Genomic DNA, 20,064 nt, shown 5'->3' on the forward strand with positions numbered 1-20,064 from the left:
CGTTTTCGTGTCCTTTCTCAGCCTCCATGCTGATGCCGCCGCGCTAGCCTGCGGGGCATGAGTCAACCTTCAACCGCCCGCCCACGCATTCTGGTCTCGAACGACGACGGTATCTTCTCGCCGGGCATCAAGGCGCTGGGCCTCGCCATGAGCGAATTCGCCGACGTGACCGTGGTGGCGCCAGATGTCGAGCAGTCCGCCGTGGGCCACGGCATCACGATTCGCCGCCCGCTGCGCTTCAAGCACACGGCGGCGGCGGGCTTCGGCGACACGCCCGCCTACCGGGTGGACGGCACGCCCGCCGACTGCGTGGTGCTGGGCGTGCATCTGCTGGGCCGCCCCGATCTGGTGGTCAGCGGCATCAACCTCGGCCCCAATCTGGGCGATGACCTGACGCATTCGGGCACGGTGGCGGCGGCCATTGAGGGGCTGTCGCTGGGGCTACCCGCCATTGCGTTCAGCCAGCAGAGCGGGCCGGACGGCGAGTACGATTTTGCAGCCGGGGCGGCCTACGCGGCGCGGCTGGCGCGTCAGGTGCTGCAACACGGGCTGCCCCCGCGCACGCTGCTGAATGTCAACTTTCCCAGCCGCCCGGCCAGCGGGGTGCGCGTGACCGCCGTAGGCCACCACCGCTGGGAGGACAGCGTGGTGACCCGCCAGGACCCCGAGGGCCGCGACTATCACTGGGTGGCCGGGGTCAGCCGCGCCGAGGATGCCCAGGACGAGACCACCGATTACGGCGCGGTGCAGCGCGGCATGATCAGCGTCACCCCGGTGCGCCTCGATCTGACGGCGCGCGACCTGCTGGAGCAGGTGGGCGGTTATCTGCCGGAGGTTTAATACGGACTGCGATTGAAAGATGTTGAAAACACCTAGAAATCCGAGCAGAGCGGGCAAGAGAAAAACGGGTTCCGGACGTGGAGTGTAGAAATTGGAGCTGTCCCGATTTCTACACGAAACAAACGGAATCCGTATAAGGTGACTGGACCTTGAGCTGGACGGCGGGAACGAGGGTCAGCTTCATGTCGCGCAGGTCCGAGGCGTCGAGCCTGTAGACGAGGACGGCTTCCTGGCCCTGCGCGGTGGCGGCGTCCATGTCTTCTACAGAATGGACAAGCCGGGGCGCAGCTGGATTGCTCAACATGAGATCCAATCTGCCCCGGCCCAGACTGTGGACGCTCAGGGCGTCGGACTCGATGCCGTTCAGGCGCAGGGTGTTCTGCACCACCGCGTAGAGTTCGCCGTCCTGGCCCGCAATCGCCAGTTGGCACGAGTGGGAATCGCGTGCGCTGGCCCGGGTCAGCACCGAGAGGGTCACCGGCAGCGGCAGGTCGCTGTTGGTGCGGCGTTCGTCGAGCAGGGCGAAGGCCAGCAGATCGACGGTCTTCACGGGCGCGGCCGGGGTGCCCAGTTGCAGGTTGACCGGCCCCACGCTTAGCACCGGATTGGTCAGGCCATTGAGATGCAGAGGCGAGGAGATCACCTGCTTCAGGAAGGGAATCACCGCCGACGCGCTCAGGTACCGCTGGCCCTGAATCTCGTCGGTGAGAAACGCCAGGCCGGGCAGCACGATTCGGTTGCCGGTGAAGCTGAAAAGTGGCGTGGTGGTGCTGGCGAAATCCTGACCGATGATCTGGAGGTCACCGTCGCGCAGGGCCATCACCAGTCCCTCCTCGTGCCCAGGGAGGGTCACGCCACCGTTCCACAGGGCGGTCAGCAGATCGGCCACGTTCAGCAGGACACGTCCAGTGAGAGGAGCCTTCCGGCAACGTTCCAGAGCCCTGTCGGGGCCGTCCTGTGCCTTGATCGCCCGCTCGGCCTTTTCGCGCTGGGAGACGGATATGGTGGCCAGGTCCTGCGCGCCCGGCAGGTGGCACACCGTCTGAAGATCGCTGGGCAGGTAAGCCGACTGCACGGTCGGCACCTGTGCCAGCGCCTGAAAACCGAGTGTGGCTCCGAGGCCCACGAACAGCAGGGTTCCCAACACTGGCGGCAGGGTATGCACCTCGCGGAACCCATGCGCGATGGCGGTGGGACGCCCCAGATCGCGTAGGGCGGCGGCGGTGGCCTCCGCATCGTTCAGGCCGTGGAGGCGGTGGCGGTGAATCTTGTCCTCGATGGCCCCGCGCAGTTCGGCCTGCGCGTCGCGTTTCCTCCGGCCCCACAAACCACGGGTGGCCTGACGCACGAACTTCTCGGTTGGATTCACGCTTCCCTCCTTTCAGGGCGCGGTGCCGATGTGGATCTGGGCGGCAGGAACCGGGGTGTAGGTCAGATGGTGCAAATCCGCCGCGTCAAGTCGGTAGACCAGCAGGGCGCGTTGCCCTTTTTCTGTCGCCTGGAGCAATTGGGACAGGGAACTGACCACTTCGGGAGGCGCCTCATCCTGTCCAGAGGTCAGTGGCGCGGGCAACAAGCCACCCTGCACGGCGCGGACGCTCAGGCTGTACAGGCGTTCGCGTTCATCGTCGGGACAGTTACATGCGGGCCGCGTGTAGTTGGCGTTGCTCAGCAGGCCGTACAGGGTGCCGTCCGGCGTGTTGAGGCGCAAGCGGCTGGATTCGTCTGACCGCCGGAGGACTTCCATGGCCAGGCCTACCGCGATAGATGGCTGGCTCTTCCGCCGGGGCAGCGCCGCCTCCATCTCCAGTTGCTCCAACAGGACCGTGAGGTAGAGATTGGTGGCCAGAAGCGGCACCTCTGAACTTCCCAGTTGCAACTTCGCCGGGCCGATAGACAGAACTGGGTTTCGCAGCCCACTCAGCCGCAGGGGAACAGTCACCGAGCTGCGCAGACGGTCGAGCAGGAACCCGCTGTCGACATAGTCCTCGCCGTCAACCTTCCTGACGATGCCTTCCAGGCTGAGAAGCTGATGGGGCGGCTCGCCTGGAAACGATAGCTGGGTCAGGCCGTCTGCCCCTGCCACGGGCGTGACTTTAACCCCGCCCGCCCTGAGCGCAGCGAAAACATCGGAGAGGCGCAACAGTTGGCTGCCGGGTGTCCCCGAATCTTTGAGGCAATCTGCCGTCAGGGCCTCACGTCCGCCGGGCTGGGTGAGCCGCTGGCGAATTTCCCTGGCCTCGCTCAGGGGGAACCGGCTCAGGACGGCGTCTTCCAGTGCCTGGCGTCCTCCCGGCTGGGTCAGTTGTTTCTGCACACTTGCAGGTGTGGCGCTGGGGTGGAAGGCCAGGTAAAATGCTTCAAACGTGCACAGCGGAGCCTGCTGGGGATCAGGAATAGCCCGCACCGTTGCCACCTGCGCCGCCGCCTGAAATCCCAGTAATCCGGCCACACCGACAAAGGCCAGCACCTGCAAGGTCTGCGGCGCCGTATGGACTTCCCCCAGCCCCCGCGCAATGGCCGCTGGACTGCCCAGGTCGCGCAACGCCGAGGCCTCGGCCTGCGCCTCATCCAGTCCGAGCAGCCGGGCGCGGTAGATCTTGTCGTCTATTGCGCCGCGCAACTCGGTCTGGGCGTCGCGCTTCTTCTGGCCCCACACCCCACGGGTGGCCCGCCTCAGGTAGCGGTCGATCTCGCTCATGCGCCGCCCCCGATCACGCCGCGCACGGCACCCGCAAAGCGTTCGTACCTCTCACGCTGCTCGCGCAGTTCGGTCTTTCCACTGGGGGTCAGGGTATAGACCTTGACCGGGCTGCCGCCGCGGGGGAGGTGCTGGAACTCGCCCGCGATCCATCCAGCCTTTTCCAGCCGGTGCAGCGCCGGGTACAGCGTGCCCTCGCGCAGGGCAAAGTAGCCGTCGGTGGCGGCCTGCACGTCGGCGATGATCTGGCCGCCGTAGCGTGGGCTGTCCTCCAGCGTCGCGAGCAGCAGCAGATCAAGGTGGCCTTTGAGTTGCTGGGCATCCATCTGTGGGGTGGACATGGAACCTCCTGGCACACCGGGTAGGGAAGACGGCATAGCTTTCCGATGTGGATGCAGCTTACCGCTCTGAACATCGCAAAGCAAGGGGCATCGGCTAGCGAGGTTAGGCTTCGGCCAGAACCTCGAAACTCCACGCCTTCACGCCGTCCGGCACGTTCAGGTCCGGCACGTCTGCGGCCCAGCGGCTCGCCACCAGATACAGGCCCGGCTGCCCTGGGCTGCCCAGCAGTTCCGCGCCCAGGAAGCCGGGCCGGGCCGGCAGGCCACTCAGAAAACCGCGCAGCAGGGCTTCGGCCCCGTCCCCACGTGCCTCGGCGTAATGGACGGTCCGGGCTGCTTCGTCGGTCATTCAGTACAGGCTCAGCGGATCGCGCGGATTCCAGCGCAGGTACGTGCCGAAATGCAGATGGGGGCCGGTGCTGCGCCCCGTGCTGCCCACCCGCCCGATGGCCTGCCCCTGACTGACCAGCTCGCCCTTCTTGATCAGGTTGGCGCTCAGGTGGGCGTAGCGGGTGATCCAGCCGTCCGGGTGCTCAAGGACCACGGTCCAGCCCCAGCCGCGCTGGAAGTCGGGCCGCGATTCCAGCACCCGTCCGCTGCGGGCCGCCCGCACCAGCGTGCCCAGCGGGGCCACGATGTCCACGCCGTAGTGCATCTCCCCCGAGCCTTCCAGCGTGCGCCCGCCGTACCCGCTGCTGATGGTCTGGTACCCGCCCAGCGGCCACAGCCACCCGCCGGCGCGGCCCGAGGTGCTGGCCCGGCGCACGGTGGCGGCGGGGGTGCGAGAAGTGGGCCGCGCGGAACTGGCCGACACGACCCGCGCCGGAATCCTGACCACTGCGCCCACCTGAATGGGTTTGCCGCCCACGTACCCGGGATTGGCCCTGAGCAGTTGCGCCAGCGAGATGCCGTAGCGTTTGGCGATCACGCTCAGGTTGTCGCCGGAGCGCACCCGGTACTGGGTGGCCGCGCCGGGGCTGGCGGGAAGGGTCAGCACCCACCCCGCCTGCACCGTGGTCTTGCCGCCCAGCCGGGGGTTGGCCGCCTGCACCTGCTTCACGCTCAGGCCCGCGCGAACCGCGATCTGGCTCAGGGTGTCGCCGGGTTTAACCCGGTAGGAGGTGGCGGCCCCCGCCCAGCCGGTGAGCATCAGGCCGCAAAGGGCAGCGCAGAGGACGTTCTTCACGCCCCCGAGCATACCTGCTGGGGCGGGAGTTCCGTGAGACTCCCCAGCGGGGGTTCCCCGGCGTTACCCTGCGTGGCATGACCCAGCCGCGCCCCCGCTACGCGCCTCCGGAAGGCTTTGCCCGGTTGCGGCTGACCGTGGCCTGGGACGGGGCGGCCTATGCCGGCTGGCAGTCCCAGCCCAGTGCGCCCAGCGTTCAGGACACCTTGCAGGGGGCCTTCTTGCGCCTGACCCCGGACGTGTTCCGGCCCGTCGCCGCCGGGCGCACCGACGCCGGGGTGCACGCCGAGGCCATGCCGGTGCATGTGGACGTCCCGGCTCGCTTCGGGTTGCCCCTGCCCCGGCTGGCGCGGGCCCTGAATGCCCACCTGCCGCCGACGCTGGCCGTGCTGGACGTGGGGACCGCTCCCCCCGGTTTTCACGCCCGCTTTTCGTGCAGCGAGCGGCGCTACGTCTATCGCCTGCTGCGGACGCCGCAGCGCCACCCATTGTGGGCGGGCCGCGCCCTGCACGTGCCGGGTGAACTGGACGCCGCCGCGATGAACGCCGCCGCCGCCCAGTTGACCGGCACCCACGACTTCGCCGCCTTCGCCACGCAGGAGGACCGCCAGACCGTGCGGGAGTTGCGTGGCCTGAGCGTCGTGCCCGGTCAGCCGGTGTGGGAGATCCACGTCGCGGGCGAGAGCTTTCTGCGCCACATGGTGCGTGGCCTGGTGGGCACGCTGCTGCTGGTCGGCGCGGGCAAGCTGGAACCCGGCGCGGTGACCGACATCCTGGCCTCCCGTCAGCGGGCGCAGGCGGGCGCGAACGTCCCGGCCCACGGCCTATATTTCAGCGGCGCGAGTTACGGCAAGGAGGAGAGAGGCTGAGGCCAGCGACGCCCCAGACTCAGCCGCGCCCGGCCAGCACCACGTAGCGCTCCTCGCGGTACGGCCTGCCCCGAGGGCCAGCGTGCGCCGTCCAGTCCTCGCGGGTGGCGGGTTCGCCCATGAAGTCGCCGCGGGTCTGCCAGTCGGCCCACGTTGGCGCCCAGGCCCGCACCGACGCACGCCACTCGCCCAGAATGGCCCAGCCCACCGCCGACAGCCGCTCCGGCACCTGCGGCACGTCCAGCCGTGGCCCCACGTACAGGAACCGGGCGTCCGGCGCGGCGATGGCCGGCAGGTGACGAATCACCGAAGTCGGTCCCCGGCGCGACACGATCAGATCGAAGGGACCGCGCAGTTCTGGCGGCACCTGGCCCCTGCCGTCCCACAGGTGGAATTCGGCTTGCGGTGCGTTGACGCGCGCTTGGGCCAGCAGTTCCGGCACCCAGTCGTAGGCCACCCAGCGCCCACACGCGGGGCCGAAACGCGCCGCGTCGGGACCGTGGCCGCAGCCGGCCTCCAGCACGCGGGTGTCCGGGCGCAGGTGCTCCAGCAGCAGCGCGTCGAAGGTCAGCTCGGGGTCCGGGCCGTCCAGCACGCGGGTCCAGGGGTGGCAGTAGCCGCCCAGCTCTCGGGCCAGCCGGGCATACCACTCGCGCGAATGCGGCGGATGGGTCACGCGGTCTCCTTCTCGAACGGCACAAAAAAAGCGCAGAGGACCCCCTCCACGCTGGTGCTTCGAATCGCAGCCCGGCTACTCCTCGTCGGTGTTCCCGTCCGTTTCAAGGATGGCGCGGTACTGTTCAAGCTGGCCGACCTGTGGTCCCTCGCCGAGTTCGCGGGCGATCTTCTCGATGGCCAGCCGCACGACTTCACTTTTGCTGATCAGGCGTTCGGGACTGGACAGCTCGTAGGCGGTGCGCGTCAGCAGGGCGTCCTGCTCGTCGCTGATGACCACCTGCAAGCGTTTGCGTTCCTTCTTGGGCATGCCTCTCCTGGTGCGGGCCGCGCGGGGATGACCGTGGCCGTGTTTCAAACAGAACTGCGGCGGACCGTGGGACGAGCGTAGCATGCACCGACACTCCCCTCAACATGTTGCTCACCGGATGAACAGCAGGACGACATTCAACTGCAGCCGATCATTGGAGAGTAGACGTACAGTGAGCAAGATGTGTAACATGCACCTGCGGACGCCAGTTTGGTGAATTTTTGGTCCTGCGTCTAGACTGTGTTGGTTTATTTCCCTGTTGCTCTGCTGCTCCCTGTCTGTTCCCACCCGCTTTCAAGAGGATTGACTCCCATGCAATTAACCCCACTGCACATCAAGGGTGGCCGCGCGCTCGGCGGCGAGATTACCGTTCAACACAGCAAGAATGCGGCTCTGCCGGTGATCGTCGCCACGCTGCTGAGCCGTGAGCCGGTGACCTTGCACGGCATTCCGCGCCTGAGCGACGTGTACACCATTCTGGACCTGATGGCGCACCTGGGGACGCAGCACAAGTGGGTGGGCGACAACAGCCTGGAACTGCACACGCCCGAAATCCTGAACACCGACGCGCCCTACGCGCTGGTCAGCAAGATGCGCGCCAGCTTCATCGTGATGGGCGCGATCCTGGCCCGCGCCGGACAGGCCACCGTCAGCATGCCGGGCGGCTGTGCCTGGGGGCCGCGTCCGGTGGATCAGCACGTCAAGGCCTTCCGTGCCCTGGGCGTGACCCTGACCGAGGACGGCGGCAACTTCGACGCCCGGCGCGAGGGCAGCCTGAACGGGCACTTCGTCTTCGAGCTGCTGACCGTGGGCGGCACCCACAACGCGATCCTGGCCGCCGTGCTGGGCGACGGCGTGGTGGTGCTGGACAACGCCAGCATCGACACCGACGTGGTGGACATGGTGGAGTTCCTGAACTCGCTGGGGGCGGACATCAGCGGCGCCGGGACCAACAGCATCACCGTGCGCGGCGTGCCTGAGCTGCGCGGCGGGTCGTACACGGTGATTCCGGACCGCATCGAGGCCGGAACATTCATGATGCTGGCCGCCGCCAACCGCTGCCGGCTGCGGGTCAGGAACGTGCGTCCCGACCATCTGCGCGCCGTGACGGCCAAGTTGCAGGAGATGGGCGTGCAGATCACCGAAGACGGCAATACCCTGATCGTGGACGCCACCGTGGCGGACCTGAAGCCGGTCAACGTGACCACCCAAAGCTACCCGGGGTTCCCCACGGACCTCCAGCCGCAGATGAGCGCCCTGCTGGCCACCGTGCCCGGCACCAGCGTCGTGCAGGACCCGGTGTATCCGGACCGTCTGACCCACGTGGCGGAACTGCACCGCATGGGCGCGAATATCACGGTCAGCGGGTATACCCAGGTGATCCAGGGGGCGAAGCTGCACGCGGCGCCGGTCAAGGCCGCCGACCTGCGCGCCGGGGCCGCCCTGTTCATCGCGGGCCTGACCACTGAGGGCGAAACGGTGATCGACGGCGTGCAGTACCTGAACCGCGGTTACGAGCGTCTGGCCGAGCGCCTGCGCGGCATCGGGGCCAACGTGTTGCAGCACGATCTGGCTCTGGCGATGGACTGAACTTCCACCCAAAAGCGCGCCCGCCTCTCCGTCGAAGGCGGGCGCGCTTGTCATGGCCACGGCTGTTCGGTCAGGGCGTGCCGCCAGCACGCGGAGCGTCACGCCCACTGCGCTTCAGGCCTGCGCTCCACCCGGCATGATGGTGCTGGGAATGACGCCCAGACGGCGCAGGGCCTCGCTCCAGCGCTCTGCCGCCGGAACCTCCCACAGCAACTCCGGCGTGTCCTGTTCCACCCAGATCCACGCGCCCACCCGCGACTCCTCGGTCAGTTGTCCGGCACTCCAGCCGGCGTAGCCCAGCACCAGCATGTACGGCTGCCCGCTTTCCATCACGGCGTGCAAGACTTCCAGGCTGCTGGACACGTTCAGACCGGGGACCAGCCGGATCTCATCGTCCAGTTCCAGCGCGTCCGGATACAGGCACCAGCCCAGCGTGGGGTCCACCGGGCCGCCCAGCCACGCGGGCGCGTCCTGCCCCTCGGCCTCGGCCATCAGCTCCGAGACCGGCTGGGGGGTCGGTGCGTTCACGATCAGGCCCATCGCGCCCCCCGCGTCGTGTTCCAACAGCAGAATGACGGTGCCGCCGAAGACCTCGCCGTGCAGGTGAGGACTGGCGACCAGGAAAGTCAGTGGCCCACTCATTGCTGGACAGGATAGCGGGCGGGCGATCCCGGCATACCGCCCTGCGTGACACCCGGCGCCGTGCCATGAAAAGACCCCCGCCGGGGCAGGGGTCGATATGGACGGAGAGGGGGGTCAGGCGCTGGCGCCCGCACCGCGCCGCGCCGCGCGGCGTTTGCTGGCCGGGGGAGGCGTCACGCCCTCACGCGGGGTTTCCAGGGCCTTCAGGCCGCCCACCAGGGCCACATCCAGCACCTGATCCACCGTTTCGGCGGGGTGGAAGCGCATCGAGGAGCGCAGATGGACCGGAATGTCGCGCAGGTCCGGCTCGTTGGCCTTGGGCATGATGATGTGCTTGATACCCGCGCGGCGCGCGCCCAACACCTTTTCCTTCAGGCCGCCGATGGGCAGGTAGCGCCCGGTCAGGGTCATCTCGCCGGTCATGGCGACGTCGTGGCGGGCGGGGATGCCGGTCAGGGCGCTGATCAGGCTGGTGACCATCGCGCCGCCCGCGCTGGGGCCTTCCTTGGGAATCGCCCCGGCCGGCACGTGGACGTGGATTTCACTGTCCTCGATGCGGGCGCGGTCGATGTGGAAGCGTTCGGCGTTGCTCTTGATGTAGGTCAGGGCGGCGCGGGCCGACTCCTTCATCACGTCGCCGAGCTGCCCGGTCAGCACCAGGCCCTTGCCGGGCATGATCGAGGTTTCCACGAACAGGATGTCGCCGCCCACGGGGGTGTAGAACATCCCGGTGGAGACACCCACCATGTCCTCGCGGTTCTCGGTTTCGGGGGTGTGGCGCGGCTGGCCCAGGTAGCGCTCCAGCTCCTTGTCGGTCACCTTGACGCGCTTGACCTCGCCGGTGGCGATGCGGCGGGCCACCTTGCGGGCCACCGTGCCAATCTCGCGCTCCAGGTTGCGGACCCCGGCTTCACGGGTGTAGTGGCTGATCAGCTTTTCCAGCGCGGCGTCGGTGAACGAGATCTGGTTGGGCTTCAGGCCGTTCTGGGTCAGCTGACGCGGCATCAGGTAACGCTTGGCGATCTCCAGCTTCTCCTGCTCGATGTAGCTGGAGAAGTCGATCACTTCCATGCGGTCCATCAGCGCGGCGGGAATCTGCTCGGGGTAGTTGGCCGTGGCGATGAACATCACTTCCGACAGGTCGAAGGCCACGCCCAGGTAGTGGTCGGTGAAGTTCTGGTTCTGCGCGGGGTCCAGCACTTCCAGCAGCGCCGAACTGGGGTCGCCCTGGTAGCTGCTGCCCAGCTTGTCCACCTCGTCCAGCAGGATCACCGGGTTCTTGGTCCCGGCGGTGCGGATGCCCTGAATCAGGCGGCCCGGCATCGCGCCGATGTAGGTGCGGCGGTGGCCGCGAATGTCGGACTCGTCACGGGCGCCGCCCAGGGCGATGCGCACGTACTGGCGGCCCAGCGCCTTGGCGATGCTCTGCGCGATGCTGGTCTTGCCCACGCCGGGAGGGCCGGTGAACACCAGAATCGGCCCCTTATTGACGTCCTCGGCGCTCAACTCGCCGCGTTCGGCGCGTTCCTTGCGCAACCGGCGCACGGCCAGGAATTCCAGCACGCGGTCCTTGACCTTTTCCAGACCGTAGTGATCCTCGTCCAGCACCTGCGCGGCTTCCTCGACGTCCAGGCGGTCCTCGCTGCGGGTGTTCCATGGCAGCTCGGTGACCCAGGTCAGGTAGGTGCGGATCACGCTGGCCTCGGCGGCGTCGGGGTGCATGCGGGCCAGACGGTTGACCTCGCGGTCGATTTCCTTCTTGACGTCGGGCTTCAGCTCCAGCGCGTCGATCTTGGCGCGGAACACCTCGGCCTCGTCGCCTTCCTCGCCGTCCTCACCGCCCTGCAGTTCCTTCTGGATGACCTTCATCTGCTCGCGCAGGTAGTACTCGCGCTGGTTCTTGTCGATCTCGTCCTTGACCTGGGCGCGAATCTTGGCCTGCACCGCCTGGACTTCCTGTTCGGTGTCCAGCAGCGTCAGCAGGGTGCGGATGCGGTCGGTGAGGCGCACGGCTTCCAGCAGGCGCTGCTTGTCTTCCAGCCGGAAATCCAGGTTGAAGGCGATGTGGTCGGCCATCTCGCCCACGTCGTCCTTGCCGTTGATGGTCTGCACGCTCTCGCTGCTGATCTTGCCGCCTCCGGCAATGACCTCGAAGCGCTCGCGCAGTTCACGGCTCAGCGCCTGCAACTCCACCTGATCGTCGGCCGGCACGGGCAGTTCGGTGATGCTGGCGCGCAGGTGGTCGCCCTCGGTGTACTTGCCCACCTTGACGCGCGCCACGGCGCTGACCAGCATCTGCACGGTGCCGTCGGGATTCTTGCGCACGCGCAGCACGTTGCAGGCCGTGCCCACATCGTACAGGTCCGCACCCTTGGGGTCGTCCACGTCCTTGTCCTTCTGGGACACGATCAGGATGACCTTCTCGGCGTTCATGGCGGCCTCGATGGCATTGATGGAGATGGAACGGCTGGCGTCGATGTGCTGCACCATCGTCGGGTAGATCACGCTGCCGCGAACCGGGCAGACGGGGACAATTTTGGGAAGGTTCAGATTTTCAGTGGGCATGCGGAGCTCCTTTGGCCCTTGCAGGTCAGTGGAAAGAGGAGGTTTCCGGTGGCGTTGGTGGTGATACTGCTGCCAGGAAACTTGAGTGCAAGTATATCAAGTTTAAGAAGTCAAGGCAAGTGCTTTTCGAAGCTGAGGAGGAGATACGGTCCTGAAGGTTTCCCCTCCCCGGAGCGTACTCCCGGAACACTGACGGCGCCCTCACGCCAGCTGATGGCGGCTTAACGCGGGCGGGGGTGGGCGTCGGCAAGAGGGTGGGGCTGCCGTCCATTTTAGCCGGGCCTGCCTAACCGCGTCCGTCGCATCGCTCTCCGTTCAGCCATTAAGCTGGGGCATGGCCCGCGTCCGCTTCGTGATTCCCGAACTGCCGCCCACGACGCCGCCAGGCCGGCTGTTCCTGACCGGAGACCACCGGAACTGGGACGATGATCCGGCCGGCTGGACTTTCGAGCGTTCAGGGGGCGGCGCCGCGCTGGAGGCCGAGGTGCCCACAGGCACGCTGATGGGGGTCAAGGTCCGGCTGCGGCAGGATGGACAGACGACCGAGGAGGGCGACGCCTGGGGAGGCCGCGCCCCGGCCCACAAGGTGGTGGTGAGCGGCGACATGGAGGTGTCGCTGCCCCTGGCCGGCTGGCAGGATGCCCGGCAGGGGCGCGGGCGGCCCTCGGCGTCGGCGGCGCCGCGCGACGAGATGACGCTGACGGCCCCCTGGGGAGAACAAACGGTGCGGCTGTGGTGGCCCCAGTCCTTCAAGCCGCCCCTGCCGCTGCTGATCCTGCACGACGGTCAGAACGTCTTCGACGAGGCGTCCACCTTCGCCGGGCAAAGCTGGGACGCCGCCGGGGCAGCCCAGGCCCTGGCCGACGCGGGCCGGCCCTGCGTGATCGCCGCCCTGAGCGTGAACGACGAGCGCAGCCGACGGTACGTGCCGTTCCCATTCGAACTGAACGACTTCAATCCAGGGGCGGACGAGTACCTCGACTGGATCGTGGGCACGCTGAAGCCCGCGCTGGCCGGGCGTTTCGGCCCTGTAGATGCGGCGCACACCGCCCTGGCCGGCTCGTCGTTCGGCGGCCTCGTGAGCCTGTACGGCGGCCTGCGCGCGCCCGCAGAGTTCGGCACGCTGGGGGTGTTCAGCCCGGCCCTCTTTCCCGCCGATTTCGAGCTGCTGCGCTGGATGGAGACCCGTGCGGCCCTGGAGACTCGCGTCTGGCTGGACATGGGCGATCACGAGGCCGGTTCTCTTCAGGGCGCGGCGGAAATGGTGCGGCTGACCCACGAGCTGGCCGGGCGACTACGCCCGAATGTGCGCGAGGTCCACGTCACCATCGGCGCCCACCACTGGCATGACGAGGTGGCCTGGGCGGCGCGGTTCCCGGCCTTCCTGCGCTGGTGGCTGAATGGCCTGCCTCCCTTCACCGCCCTGTCACCGGGTTGACGGGTCCGGCAGGCCCCCCAGGGCGTCCGTCAGCCCCTGATCGCCCGCCACTGCCTCGAAGGTCTGGCCCACGGTGGACGGGTCATTCAGGCAGGCCAGCACCAGGGCTGCCACGTCGTCGCGCGAGATGCTGCCGCCGGGGGCGTGGGTGCCCAGCGTGACCTTGCCGCTCCCCGGTTCGTCGGTCAGGCCGCCGGGACGCACGATGGTCCAGTCCAGCGCGCGGCCCTGGACGTAGCTGTCGGAGTCGGCCTTGACCTTCAGGACCTGCTGCAAGAAGGGCGGCATCTGCTCCGGGCGGTCCACCCCCATGCTGCTGACCACGATCAGGCGTTTCGGGCCGCGCTCCACCAGCGTGTCGGCCACGCGTTTGAGAGCCTCGCCGTCGATGGCCGCATAATCGCCGCTGGCCCCGGCCCCCGCGGCCCAGACCACGGCGTCGGCGCCGTCCAGCACGCTCTGCCAGTCGCCTGCCAGGTCGCCCATGACGGGTTTTGCGCCGTACAGGGACATCATGTCGGCCTGTTCATCACGGCGCACCAGGGCCGCCACCTGATGTTCCGCCCTGGCGGCCTGCGCCACCACCCGGCGGCCCACACCGCCCGCCGCACCGATCACTGCAATCTTCATGACCCAAGGCTAAAGCGAGGGCGGCAAAAGTAAAGGGTCCCCCCGCTTAGCCTGGGCGTATCCTGCCCTCATGAGCGAAGCCGCCCGCCCCGAGCCCTCCGGCTCCGTCCCGCTCCGTGACCACACGCCGCCCGCCGCCCGGCCCGCCCCACCAGAGCCGGCGCCGCCCCAGGTGGATTCGCGGGTCTACCGCGCCGTTCTGGCCGTGACCTACCTGCCGGTGCTGCTCAGCGGCGCCCACCTGGAGGTTCACGGGCGCGAGCATGTGCCGCCGCCCGGCACCCCACTGGTGATCGCGGCCAACCACCGCTCCGGTCTCGATCCGTTCATGGTGGCCCGCGCGCTGCCGCCCGGACGCTTCGTGCAGTTCATGGCGAAAAAGGAGCTGTTCTTGCCGGTGATTGGCTGGATCATCAGCACGGGCGGCAGCTTTCCGGTGGACCGTTCCGGCAACGATCTGGGGGCCGTCCGCATGGCGGTCCGGATTCTGAAGAAGGGCGGCACGGTGGGCATCTTTCCGCAGGGCACGCGCGGCGGCCCGGCCCTGCAGGGCGGCGTGGCCCTGATTGCGGCCAAGGCCCGCGCCCCGATCCTGCCCGCCGGCATCAGCAGCGAGGGCCGGCGCTGGATCGTGCGCTTCGGCCCGCCCATTGAGGCGCAGGGCGGCATCAAGGGCGTAACGGCAGAGCTGGGCGAGCGGTTGCGGGAGCTGGCGCAGCCGGTGGGCGAGCGGCTCTAGCGGGCCGCCGCCCCCGACTCCTGGCGGGCCTGCGTCCGCAGCACATGCTTGAGCACCTTGCCGCTGGCGGTCTTGGGCAGCGCGGACACCAGCTGAACCCGGCGGGGCAGGGCGTAGTCGGGCAGATGGGGGGCGCAGAAGCTCAGCAGTTCGTCGCCGCGCACGCCCGCCCCAGCGTGCAGGGTGACGAAGGCGACGGCGCAGACCCCATCGGCCCGGTCATGGCCGGCCACCACCACCGCCTCGCGCACGCTGGGGTGGCGGTACAGCACGGCCTCGATCTGGGCGCTGGACACGCTCTGGCCGCCGATATTCAGCAGATCGCCTGCCCGGTCGAGAATGTCCACCTGGCCGCCCGGATGAACCACGGCCAGATCACCCGTATGCAGCCAGCCGCCCTCCAGCGCCCGCCGGGTGGCCGCGCGGTTCTTGTAGTAGCCCTTCATGACCTGATTGCCCCGGATCACGATCTCGCCGGGGGTGAACCCGTCGGGCGGCACCGGCTGGCCGTCCTCGGACACCACCCGCACCTGACCGCCGAACATCATCGGGTGGCCCTGCGGCGAGGGGAGAGCGTCGGCACCCGCCGTTTCATTGACGGTCATCACCGCGTTCGTCTCGGTCAGGCCGTAGCCGTGCAGCACCTCGAAGCCCTGCGCCTGCAACTGTCCCAGCAGCCTGGGGGGCGGGCGCGTTCCGGCCACCAGCAACTTGACCGGGCGCGGCAGGGTCAGAGGCGCAGCAGCGTCGGCCAGCGGCGTCAGGATCGTGGGCGAGGCGAACAGGTGCGTGATTCCGCGTGTGAGCAGTGCCTGCCGAAGCTCGCGCGGTTCGTCGCCCCCGGGCATCACATGCGCGCCGCCCGCCGCCGTCACTGCCCACGCGCTGCCCCAGCCGTTGCCGTGCGCCAGCGGCAGCGCGTGCAGGTACACGCTGCCGGGCCGCAGGTTCAGGTGATACAGCAGATTTGAGAGGTTGATGTACGCGTTGCGGTGCGTGACCATCACACCCTTGGGATCGCTGGTGGTGCCGGAGGTGTAATTGACGCTGATGGGGGAGTCTTCGTCCAGCGCGGCGGGGAGTTCCAGCGCAGAGGGAGAAACGACACTCAGCCTCGCGTCCAGATCGGAGGCTTTGCCAATTTCGATGATCGGGACGGCGAGTTTCCTCAGCCGCCCGCCCACCCGCCCCAGGCAGGTGCTGTCCACCAGGGCCACCACCGGATCGGCGTGACCGGCCAGGAAGTTCAGCGCCTCGTCGCTGAAGGCCGGATTCAGCGGCACGATCACGCCCCCGGCCAGCGGCACGGCGTGAAAGGCCAGCAGCGCGTCTGGAGTGTTGGGCGAGACCAGCACGGCGTGGGTGCCGGGCGTCAGGCCGCTCTCCTTCAGGAGCGTGACCAGCCGGGCCGTCGCGTCTGCCAGTTCCGCGTAACTCTGCACGTCCTCGCCATGCACGGTGGCCGTCCGCGCCGGGTACACGGTGAAGGCGCGCAACATGGGTTCAAGGGGCGTCAGGGGCGTTTTCAGAAGCGGGCTCCTTGGCAGGATCGGTGACTCAGTCTGAGGAGAACCCGGACTGGGGACGATCAAGTCGGCTAGACAAGACGCCTTGAGCCTCTCATTTTGGCCGGATTTGTCTAGTCAGATCCGGCGGCTCAAGACCATCTTCTCCCGCATACTCTTTTCACCGACAACCTTTGTGCCGTTTTGTTCAGACGCCGCTTTCTCAGCCTTGATCCGTGAGGTGTCATGTCTCAGTCTTCCCAACTCGAAGTTCAGGGGGTGACCCTCACGTTCGGCGGCATCAACGCCCTGACCGACGTGAGCCTGACTGTGCCGCCGGGCGAGATCGTCAGCATCATCGGCCCCAACGGAGCAGGCAAGACCAGCCTGCTGAACTGCATCAGCGGTTTCTATCACCCCACGCGCGGGCGCATCACCTTCGGCCACCATGACCTGAGCCGTGCCGCCCCCAACGTGGTCACCGGCTACGGCATCGCCCGCGCCTTCCAGAACCTGGAGCTGTTCCGGGGCCTGAGCGTGGTGGAAAACATGCTGCTGGCCCGCCATACCCACCTGCGTTACGGCCTGCTGAGCAGCCTGGCCTTTTACGGCCGCGCCAGCCGCCAGGAGGCCGAGAACCGCGCCTACGTCGAGCGCGTCATCGACTTCATGGAACTCGAACAACACCGCTCGCACCCCGTCGGCACGCTGGCCTACGGCATCCAGAAACGGGTGGAGGTGGCCCGCGCCCTGACCCTCGCGCCCAAGTTGCTGCTGCTCGACGAGCCGATGGCCGGCATGAACGTGGAGGAAAAGGAGGACATGGTGCGCTTCATCCTCGACATCCAGCGCGAGCAGGGCATCACGGTGGTGCTGATCGAACACGACATGGGCGTGGTCATGGACATCAGTGACCGCGTGTACGTGCTGGATTTCGGCCAGCTCATCGCGGGCGGGCGGCCCGAGGTGGTCAGCGCCGATCCGCGCGTGATCGAGGCGTACACGGGCGTGGCCGAAGAGAAACAGGCGGTGGGCGTATGAGCGCCTACGACGTGGGCGACGTCACCACCCTGACCATTCCCCAACTGCTCGCCAAACGCGCCGCCCAGACGCCGAACGCCGTGGCCCTGCGCCACAAGAAATACGGCATCTGGAACGAGACGACGTACGCCGGGTACCTGGCGCGGGCGCGGGAGGTGGCCGCCGGGCTGCACGCGCTGGGCGTGGTGCGTGGCGAGAAAGTCGCCGTGCTGGCCGACAACATTCCCGCGTGGGTCTTCATGGAAGTCGGCTCGCAGGCGCTGGGGGCGGTCAGCGTGGGCGTGTACCAGAGCAGCGTGGCCGAGGAAGTGCGCTACGTGCTGGATTACACCGACGCCGTGGTGGTGCTGGCCGAGGACGAGGAACAGGTGGACAAGCTGCTCGAACACCGTGTCAGCCTCCCGAACATCCGCCGGGTGATTTACGAGGACGCGCGCGGCATGAGCAAGCACGCGGGCGACGACTGGTTCCTGTCCTTCGAGGAACTGCTGGAACTCGGCAGGCCCGACGCGGCCACCGTCTTTGACCGCGAGGCCACGCTGGGCAAACCCGACGACGTGTGCCACTTCAGCCTGACCTCCGGCACCACCGGCAATCCCAAGGCGGCCATGCTGTCTCACCGCAACCTGCTGTACATGGGGCAGGCGCTGGGTGAGGTTGATCCGCTGAAGCCCGGCGACGACTACCTGAGCTTCCTGCCGATGGCCTGGATCGGCGAGCAGATGATGACGGTGGCGGTGGCGCTGGCGAACGCCGTGACCGTCAATTTCCCCGAGAGTCAGGAAACGGCCATGCATGATCTGGTGGAAATCGGCCCGCACTTCATGTTCGCCCCGCCGCGCGTGTGGGAGGGCATCCAGAGCACCATGTTCATTCGCATGCAGGAGAGCTACGGCCCCAACCGGGCGCTGTACCGCAAGTTGCTGGCCTGGAGCACCGACGCTGCCGACGCCAGCCTGAGCGGCCAGAAGGCGAGTGGCGCGGCGGCCTTCAAGCGCTGGCTGGCGTACTGGGGCCTGACCCGTCCGCTGCTCGACGGGCTGGGCTTCCTGCGCCTGAAGCGCGCGTATACCGGGGGCGCGGCGCTGGGGCCGGACGTGTTCCGCTTCTACCACGGCCTGGGCGTGAACCTGAAGCAGATCTACGGCCAGACCGAGAACATCGGCATCGCCTACGTCCACCGCGACGGCGACGTGCGCTTCGACACCGTGGGCAAGATTCTCCCCGGCGGAGAGGTCAGGATCACCGATGAGGGCGAGATCATCAGCCGCAGCCCCGCCGTCGTGGTGGGCTATTACAAGCGCGACGACGCCAGCGCCGAGACCATCCGGGATGGCTGGCTGCACAGCGGCGACGCCGGACGCCTGACCCCCGATGGTCACTTGCAGGTGATTGACCGCCTGAGCGACGTGATGAAGACGGCGAACGGCGAGACCTTCAGCCCGCAGTTCATCGAGAACCGCCTGAAATTCAGCCCGTACATCAAGGAGGCGGTGGCGTTTGGCGACGGCCAGCATGAGGTCACCGCCTTCCTGAACGTCGATCCCCTGACCGCCGGGCAGTGGGCCGAGAAACGCCAGATCGCCTACAGCACCTACATGGACCTCAGCAGCAAACCGGAGCTGGCCGAGCTGATCCTGAAAGAAGTTCAGGAAGCCAACACCCGCCTGGAACCCCACGAGCGCGTCGCCCGCTTCGTGCTGCTGTACAAGCTGCTGGACGCCGACGACGACGAATTGACCCGCACCGGCAAGGTTCGGCGCAAGCTGATCCGCGAGAAGTACGCGCCCATCGTGGCCGCCCTGTACGACGGCTCGGAATCGGTGCGGGTGGAAGCGACGTTCAAGTATCAGGACGGGCAGACGCAGCGGGTGGAGACGGACGTGGCCGTTCACCGGGTGCCGGGAATGGAAACGCGGCTGCCGCGTGCTGGCGTGGTGGCCGAGCGGGTGGGGGCGTGAAACGTTCAGGCGATTCTCGTGGCAGCCACCTATTCACCCCGCCAATTCCGTCCCAGAAGGAGGTCTGAGTGGACTTATTACCGCAACTGCTGATCGCGGGTGTCGTGATCGGCAGCGTCTATGCCCTGGCCGCGCTGGGCTTCGTGCTGATCTACAAGTCCAGCCGCGTGATCAACTTCGCGCACGGGCAGATCATCGCCACTGGGGCGTTCATTGCCTTTGCGCTGACGCAGAAGGGCGTCAACTTCTGGCTGGCCGGGCTGATCGCCATGCTGGCGACGTTCCTGCTGGGCATGTTGATCGAGCGGGTGTTCCTGCGCCGGATGGTGGGCGAGCCGATCATCGCGGTCATCATGGTCACGATTGGCCTGAGCAGCGTCATCGACGGTCTGATTCACCTGACCCCTTATGGCGCGGGCACCTTCAGCTTCGAGCGCCCCGCACTGCTGACCGGCCAGGGCATTGAGCTGTTCGGCCTGCCCCTCTCCAAAACGCAGATCGCGGGCGTGCTGATGGCCCTGGGGTTGCTGGGCGGCTTCACCTACTTCTTCAACAAGAGCACCCTGGGCATCACCATGCGCGCCGTGGCCGATGACCAGATGGCCGCCATGAGCGTCGGCACCAGCGTGGAGCGTGTGTTCGCCCTGGCCTGGGCGGCGGCGGGCCTCACGGCAGCGGCGGCTGGCGTGATCCTGGGCCTGATGAGCGGCCTGACATTGGGCGGTCTGGCGGGCATCGGCCTCAAGGTCTTCCCGGTGGTGATTCTGGGCGGGCTGGACAGCGTGATCGGGGCCATCGTGGGCGGCATGCTGATCGGCATTCTGGAAAACCTCTCGGCGGGCTACCTGGACGGCATCGTGCCGGGGGGCGGCACCCGCGAGGTGTTCCCCTTCATCATCCTGATCATCGTGCTGCTGATCCGTCCGTATGGGCTGTTTGGAACGAAGGAGATTGAGCGTGTGTAGGGTTGATGGTGGATGGGTGATGGTTGATGGAAAACGGCGCGGTCTCCTGACCATCAACCATCGACA

19 protein-coding genes are annotated in these 20,064 nt (G+C 67.6%); 8 read left to right on the forward strand and 11 right to left on the reverse strand.

What is annotated here, in order from left to right:
• The first annotated feature begins 57 nt into the window (after positions 1-57).
• Entirely contained in the window at positions 58-840 is a 783-nt protein-coding gene (surE, locus tag FHR04_RS11485; RefSeq protein WP_139403457.1) for a 5'/3'-nucleotidase SurE, read from the forward strand.
• Positions 841-949: 109 nt separating this feature from the next.
• Here the strand turns inward: surE and FHR04_RS11490 are convergent, their stop codons facing one another.
• The 5 genes from FHR04_RS11490 to FHR04_RS11510 all read right to left on the reverse strand — a co-directional run bounded on the left by FHR04_RS11490 (position 950) and on the right by FHR04_RS11510 (position 5,068).
• Entirely contained in the window at positions 950-2,209 is a 1,260-nt protein-coding gene (locus tag FHR04_RS11490) for a permease prefix domain 1-containing protein (RefSeq protein WP_139403459.1), read from the reverse strand.
• A 12-nt stretch (positions 2,210-2,221) separates the two neighbouring features.
• Complete coding sequence (locus tag FHR04_RS11495) at positions 2,222-3,541, reverse strand: hypothetical protein (RefSeq protein ID WP_139403461.1); 1,320 nt, start codon at positions 3,539-3,541, stop codon at positions 2,222-2,224.
• Positions 3,538-3,882, reverse strand: coding sequence for a PadR family transcriptional regulator (locus FHR04_RS11500; protein WP_245616435.1), 345 nt, complete (start codon positions 3,880-3,882; stop codon positions 3,538-3,540). Before FHR04_RS11500 ends, FHR04_RS11495 begins: the two co-directional genes overlap by 4 nt.
• Positions 3,883-3,985: 103 nt before the next feature.
• A complete protein-coding gene (locus tag FHR04_RS11505) occupies positions 3,986-4,231 on the reverse strand; it encodes an antibiotic biosynthesis monooxygenase family protein (protein ID WP_039683346.1) in 246 nt (81 codons plus the stop codon).
• Positions 4,232-5,068 carry a M23 family metallopeptidase gene (locus tag FHR04_RS11510; RefSeq protein ID WP_245616436.1) on the reverse strand — a complete coding sequence of 279 codons (837 nt, stop codon included), beginning with the start codon at positions 5,066-5,068 and terminating at the stop codon, positions 4,232-4,234.
• 77 nt (positions 5,069-5,145) lie between these two features.
• Here FHR04_RS11510 and truA point away from each other — a divergent pair, with 77 nt between their 5' ends.
• Positions 5,146-5,937 (forward strand): tRNA pseudouridine(38-40) synthase TruA, encoded by a 792-nt coding sequence (gene truA, locus FHR04_RS11515; RefSeq protein ID WP_139403463.1) that lies wholly within the window; start codon positions 5,146-5,148, stop codon positions 5,935-5,937.
• Positions 5,938-5,956: 19 nt separating this feature from the next.
• On the opposite strand, the gene FHR04_RS11520 is transcribed toward truA, so the two are convergent.
• Together FHR04_RS11520 and FHR04_RS11525 are read right to left on the reverse strand one after the other, a co-directional pair.
• Positions 5,957-6,613 carry a class I SAM-dependent methyltransferase gene (locus FHR04_RS11520; RefSeq protein ID WP_139403465.1) on the reverse strand — a complete coding sequence of 219 codons (657 nt, stop codon included), beginning with the start codon at positions 6,611-6,613 and terminating at the stop codon, positions 5,957-5,959.
• 75 nt (positions 6,614-6,688) lie between these two features.
• Entirely contained in the window at positions 6,689-6,922 is a 234-nt protein-coding gene (locus tag FHR04_RS11525; RefSeq protein ID WP_039683354.1) for a hypothetical protein, read from the reverse strand.
• Between the two features lie 312 nt (positions 6,923-7,234).
• Here FHR04_RS11525 and murA point away from each other — a divergent pair, with 312 nt between their 5' ends.
• Positions 7,235-8,512 (forward strand): UDP-N-acetylglucosamine 1-carboxyvinyltransferase, encoded by a 1,278-nt coding sequence (gene murA, locus FHR04_RS11530; RefSeq protein ID WP_039683356.1) that lies wholly within the window; start codon positions 7,235-7,237, stop codon positions 8,510-8,512.
• 114 nt (positions 8,513-8,626) lie between these two features.
• Here the strand turns inward: murA and FHR04_RS11535 are convergent, their stop codons facing one another.
• Positions 8,627-9,154 carry a YqgE/AlgH family protein gene (locus tag FHR04_RS11535; protein ID WP_139403467.1) on the reverse strand — a complete coding sequence of 176 codons (528 nt, stop codon included), beginning with the start codon at positions 9,152-9,154 and terminating at the stop codon, positions 8,627-8,629.
• A gap of 114 nt (positions 9,155-9,268) precedes the next feature.
• Entirely contained in the window at positions 9,269-11,719 is a 2,451-nt protein-coding gene (gene lon, locus FHR04_RS11540) for an endopeptidase La (protein ID WP_039683361.1), read from the reverse strand.
• A gap of 334 nt (positions 11,720-12,053) precedes the next feature.
• On the opposite strand from lon, the gene FHR04_RS11545 reads away from it, so the two are divergent.
• Positions 12,054-13,157 (forward strand): alpha/beta hydrolase, encoded by a 1,104-nt coding sequence (locus FHR04_RS11545; RefSeq protein WP_139403469.1) that lies wholly within the window; start codon positions 12,054-12,056, stop codon positions 13,155-13,157.
• Here FHR04_RS11545 and FHR04_RS11550 read toward each other — a convergent pair.
• Entirely contained in the window at positions 13,146-13,787 is a 642-nt protein-coding gene (locus FHR04_RS11550) for an SDR family oxidoreductase (protein WP_139403471.1), read from the reverse strand. The genes FHR04_RS11545 and FHR04_RS11550 overlap by 12 nt on opposite strands.
• Before the next feature lie 70 nt (positions 13,788-13,857).
• On the opposite strand from FHR04_RS11550, the gene FHR04_RS11555 reads away from it, so the two are divergent.
• Entirely contained in the window at positions 13,858-14,526 is a 669-nt protein-coding gene (locus FHR04_RS11555) for a lysophospholipid acyltransferase family protein (protein ID WP_139403473.1), read from the forward strand.
• Here the strand turns inward: FHR04_RS11555 and FHR04_RS11560 are convergent.
• A complete protein-coding gene (locus FHR04_RS11560; RefSeq protein WP_139403475.1) occupies positions 14,523-16,025 on the reverse strand; it encodes an AMP-binding protein in 1,503 nt (500 codons plus the stop codon). The two genes, FHR04_RS11555 and FHR04_RS11560, sit on opposite strands and share 4 nt — an antisense overlap.
• Before the next feature lie 252 nt (positions 16,026-16,277).
• On the opposite strand from FHR04_RS11560, the gene FHR04_RS11565 reads away from it, so the two are divergent.
• The 3 genes from FHR04_RS11565 (at position 16,278) to FHR04_RS11575 (ending at position 19,998) form a co-directional block, all read left to right on the forward strand.
• Positions 16,278-17,072: an ABC transporter ATP-binding protein gene (locus FHR04_RS11565; protein WP_139403477.1), complete on the forward strand. Its 795-nt coding sequence runs from the start codon at positions 16,278-16,280 to the stop codon at positions 17,070-17,072.
• Positions 17,069-19,033: an AMP-binding protein gene (locus FHR04_RS11570; RefSeq protein WP_139403479.1), complete on the forward strand. Its 1,965-nt coding sequence runs from the start codon at positions 17,069-17,071 to the stop codon at positions 19,031-19,033. The genes FHR04_RS11565 and FHR04_RS11570 overlap by 4 nt, the downstream gene beginning before the upstream one ends.
• 68 nt (positions 19,034-19,101) lie before the next feature.
• Positions 19,102-19,998 carry a branched-chain amino acid ABC transporter permease gene (locus tag FHR04_RS11575; RefSeq protein ID WP_039683375.1) on the forward strand — a complete coding sequence of 299 codons (897 nt, stop codon included), beginning with the start codon at positions 19,102-19,104 and terminating at the stop codon, positions 19,996-19,998.
• Positions 19,999-20,064 lie beyond the last annotated feature (66 nt).

The sequence above is a fragment of the Deinococcus radiopugnans ATCC 19172 genome, assembly GCF_006335125.1.
In the GTDB taxonomy this organism is placed as follows: domain Bacteria; phylum Deinococcota; class Deinococci; order Deinococcales; family Deinococcaceae; genus Deinococcus; species Deinococcus radiopugnans.

What these genes read in the sequence shown, in the direction of transcription:
- surE (WP_139403457.1), top strand. Translation starts at nt 58, where the DNA reads ATGAGTCAACCTTCAACCGCCCGCCCACGCATTCTGGTCTCGAACGAC.
- FHR04_RS11495 (WP_139403461.1), bottom strand. Translation starts at nt 3,541, where the DNA reads ATGAGCGAGATCGACCGCTACCTGAGGCGGGCCACCCGTGGGGTGTGG.
- FHR04_RS11500 (WP_245616435.1), bottom strand. Translation starts at nt 3,882, where the DNA reads ATGTCCACCCCACAGATGGATGCCCAGCAACTCAAAGGCCACCTTGAT.
- FHR04_RS11505 (WP_039683346.1), bottom strand. Translation starts at nt 4,231, where the DNA reads ATGACCGACGAAGCAGCCCGGACCGTCCATTACGCCGAGGCACGTGGG.
- truA (WP_139403463.1), top strand. Translation starts at nt 5,146, where the DNA reads ATGACCCAGCCGCGCCCCCGCTACGCGCCTCCGGAAGGCTTTGCCCGG.
- FHR04_RS11525 (WP_039683354.1), bottom strand. Translation starts at nt 6,922, where the DNA reads ATGCCCAAGAAGGAACGCAAACGCTTGCAGGTGGTCATCAGCGACGAG.
- murA (WP_039683356.1), top strand. Translation starts at nt 7,235, where the DNA reads ATGCAATTAACCCCACTGCACATCAAGGGTGGCCGCGCGCTCGGCGGC.
- FHR04_RS11535 (WP_139403467.1), bottom strand. Translation starts at nt 9,154, where the DNA reads ATGAGTGGGCCACTGACTTTCCTGGTCGCCAGTCCTCACCTGCACGGC.
- lon (WP_039683361.1), bottom strand. Translation starts at nt 11,719, where the DNA reads ATGCCCACTGAAAATCTGAACCTTCCCAAAATTGTCCCCGTCTGCCCG.
- FHR04_RS11545 (WP_139403469.1), top strand. Translation starts at nt 12,054, where the DNA reads ATGGCCCGCGTCCGCTTCGTGATTCCCGAACTGCCGCCCACGACGCCG.
- FHR04_RS11550 (WP_139403471.1), bottom strand. Translation starts at nt 13,787, where the DNA reads ATGAAGATTGCAGTGATCGGTGCGGCGGGCGGTGTGGGCCGCCGGGTG.
- FHR04_RS11555 (WP_139403473.1), top strand. Translation starts at nt 13,858, where the DNA reads ATGAGCGAAGCCGCCCGCCCCGAGCCCTCCGGCTCCGTCCCGCTCCGT.
- FHR04_RS11560 (WP_139403475.1), bottom strand. Translation starts at nt 16,025, where the DNA reads ATGTTGCGCGCCTTCACCGTGTACCCGGCGCGGACGGCCACCGTGCAT.
- FHR04_RS11565 (WP_139403477.1), top strand. Translation starts at nt 16,278, where the DNA reads ATGTCTCAGTCTTCCCAACTCGAAGTTCAGGGGGTGACCCTCACGTTC.
- FHR04_RS11570 (WP_139403479.1), top strand. Translation starts at nt 17,069, where the DNA reads ATGAGCGCCTACGACGTGGGCGACGTCACCACCCTGACCATTCCCCAA.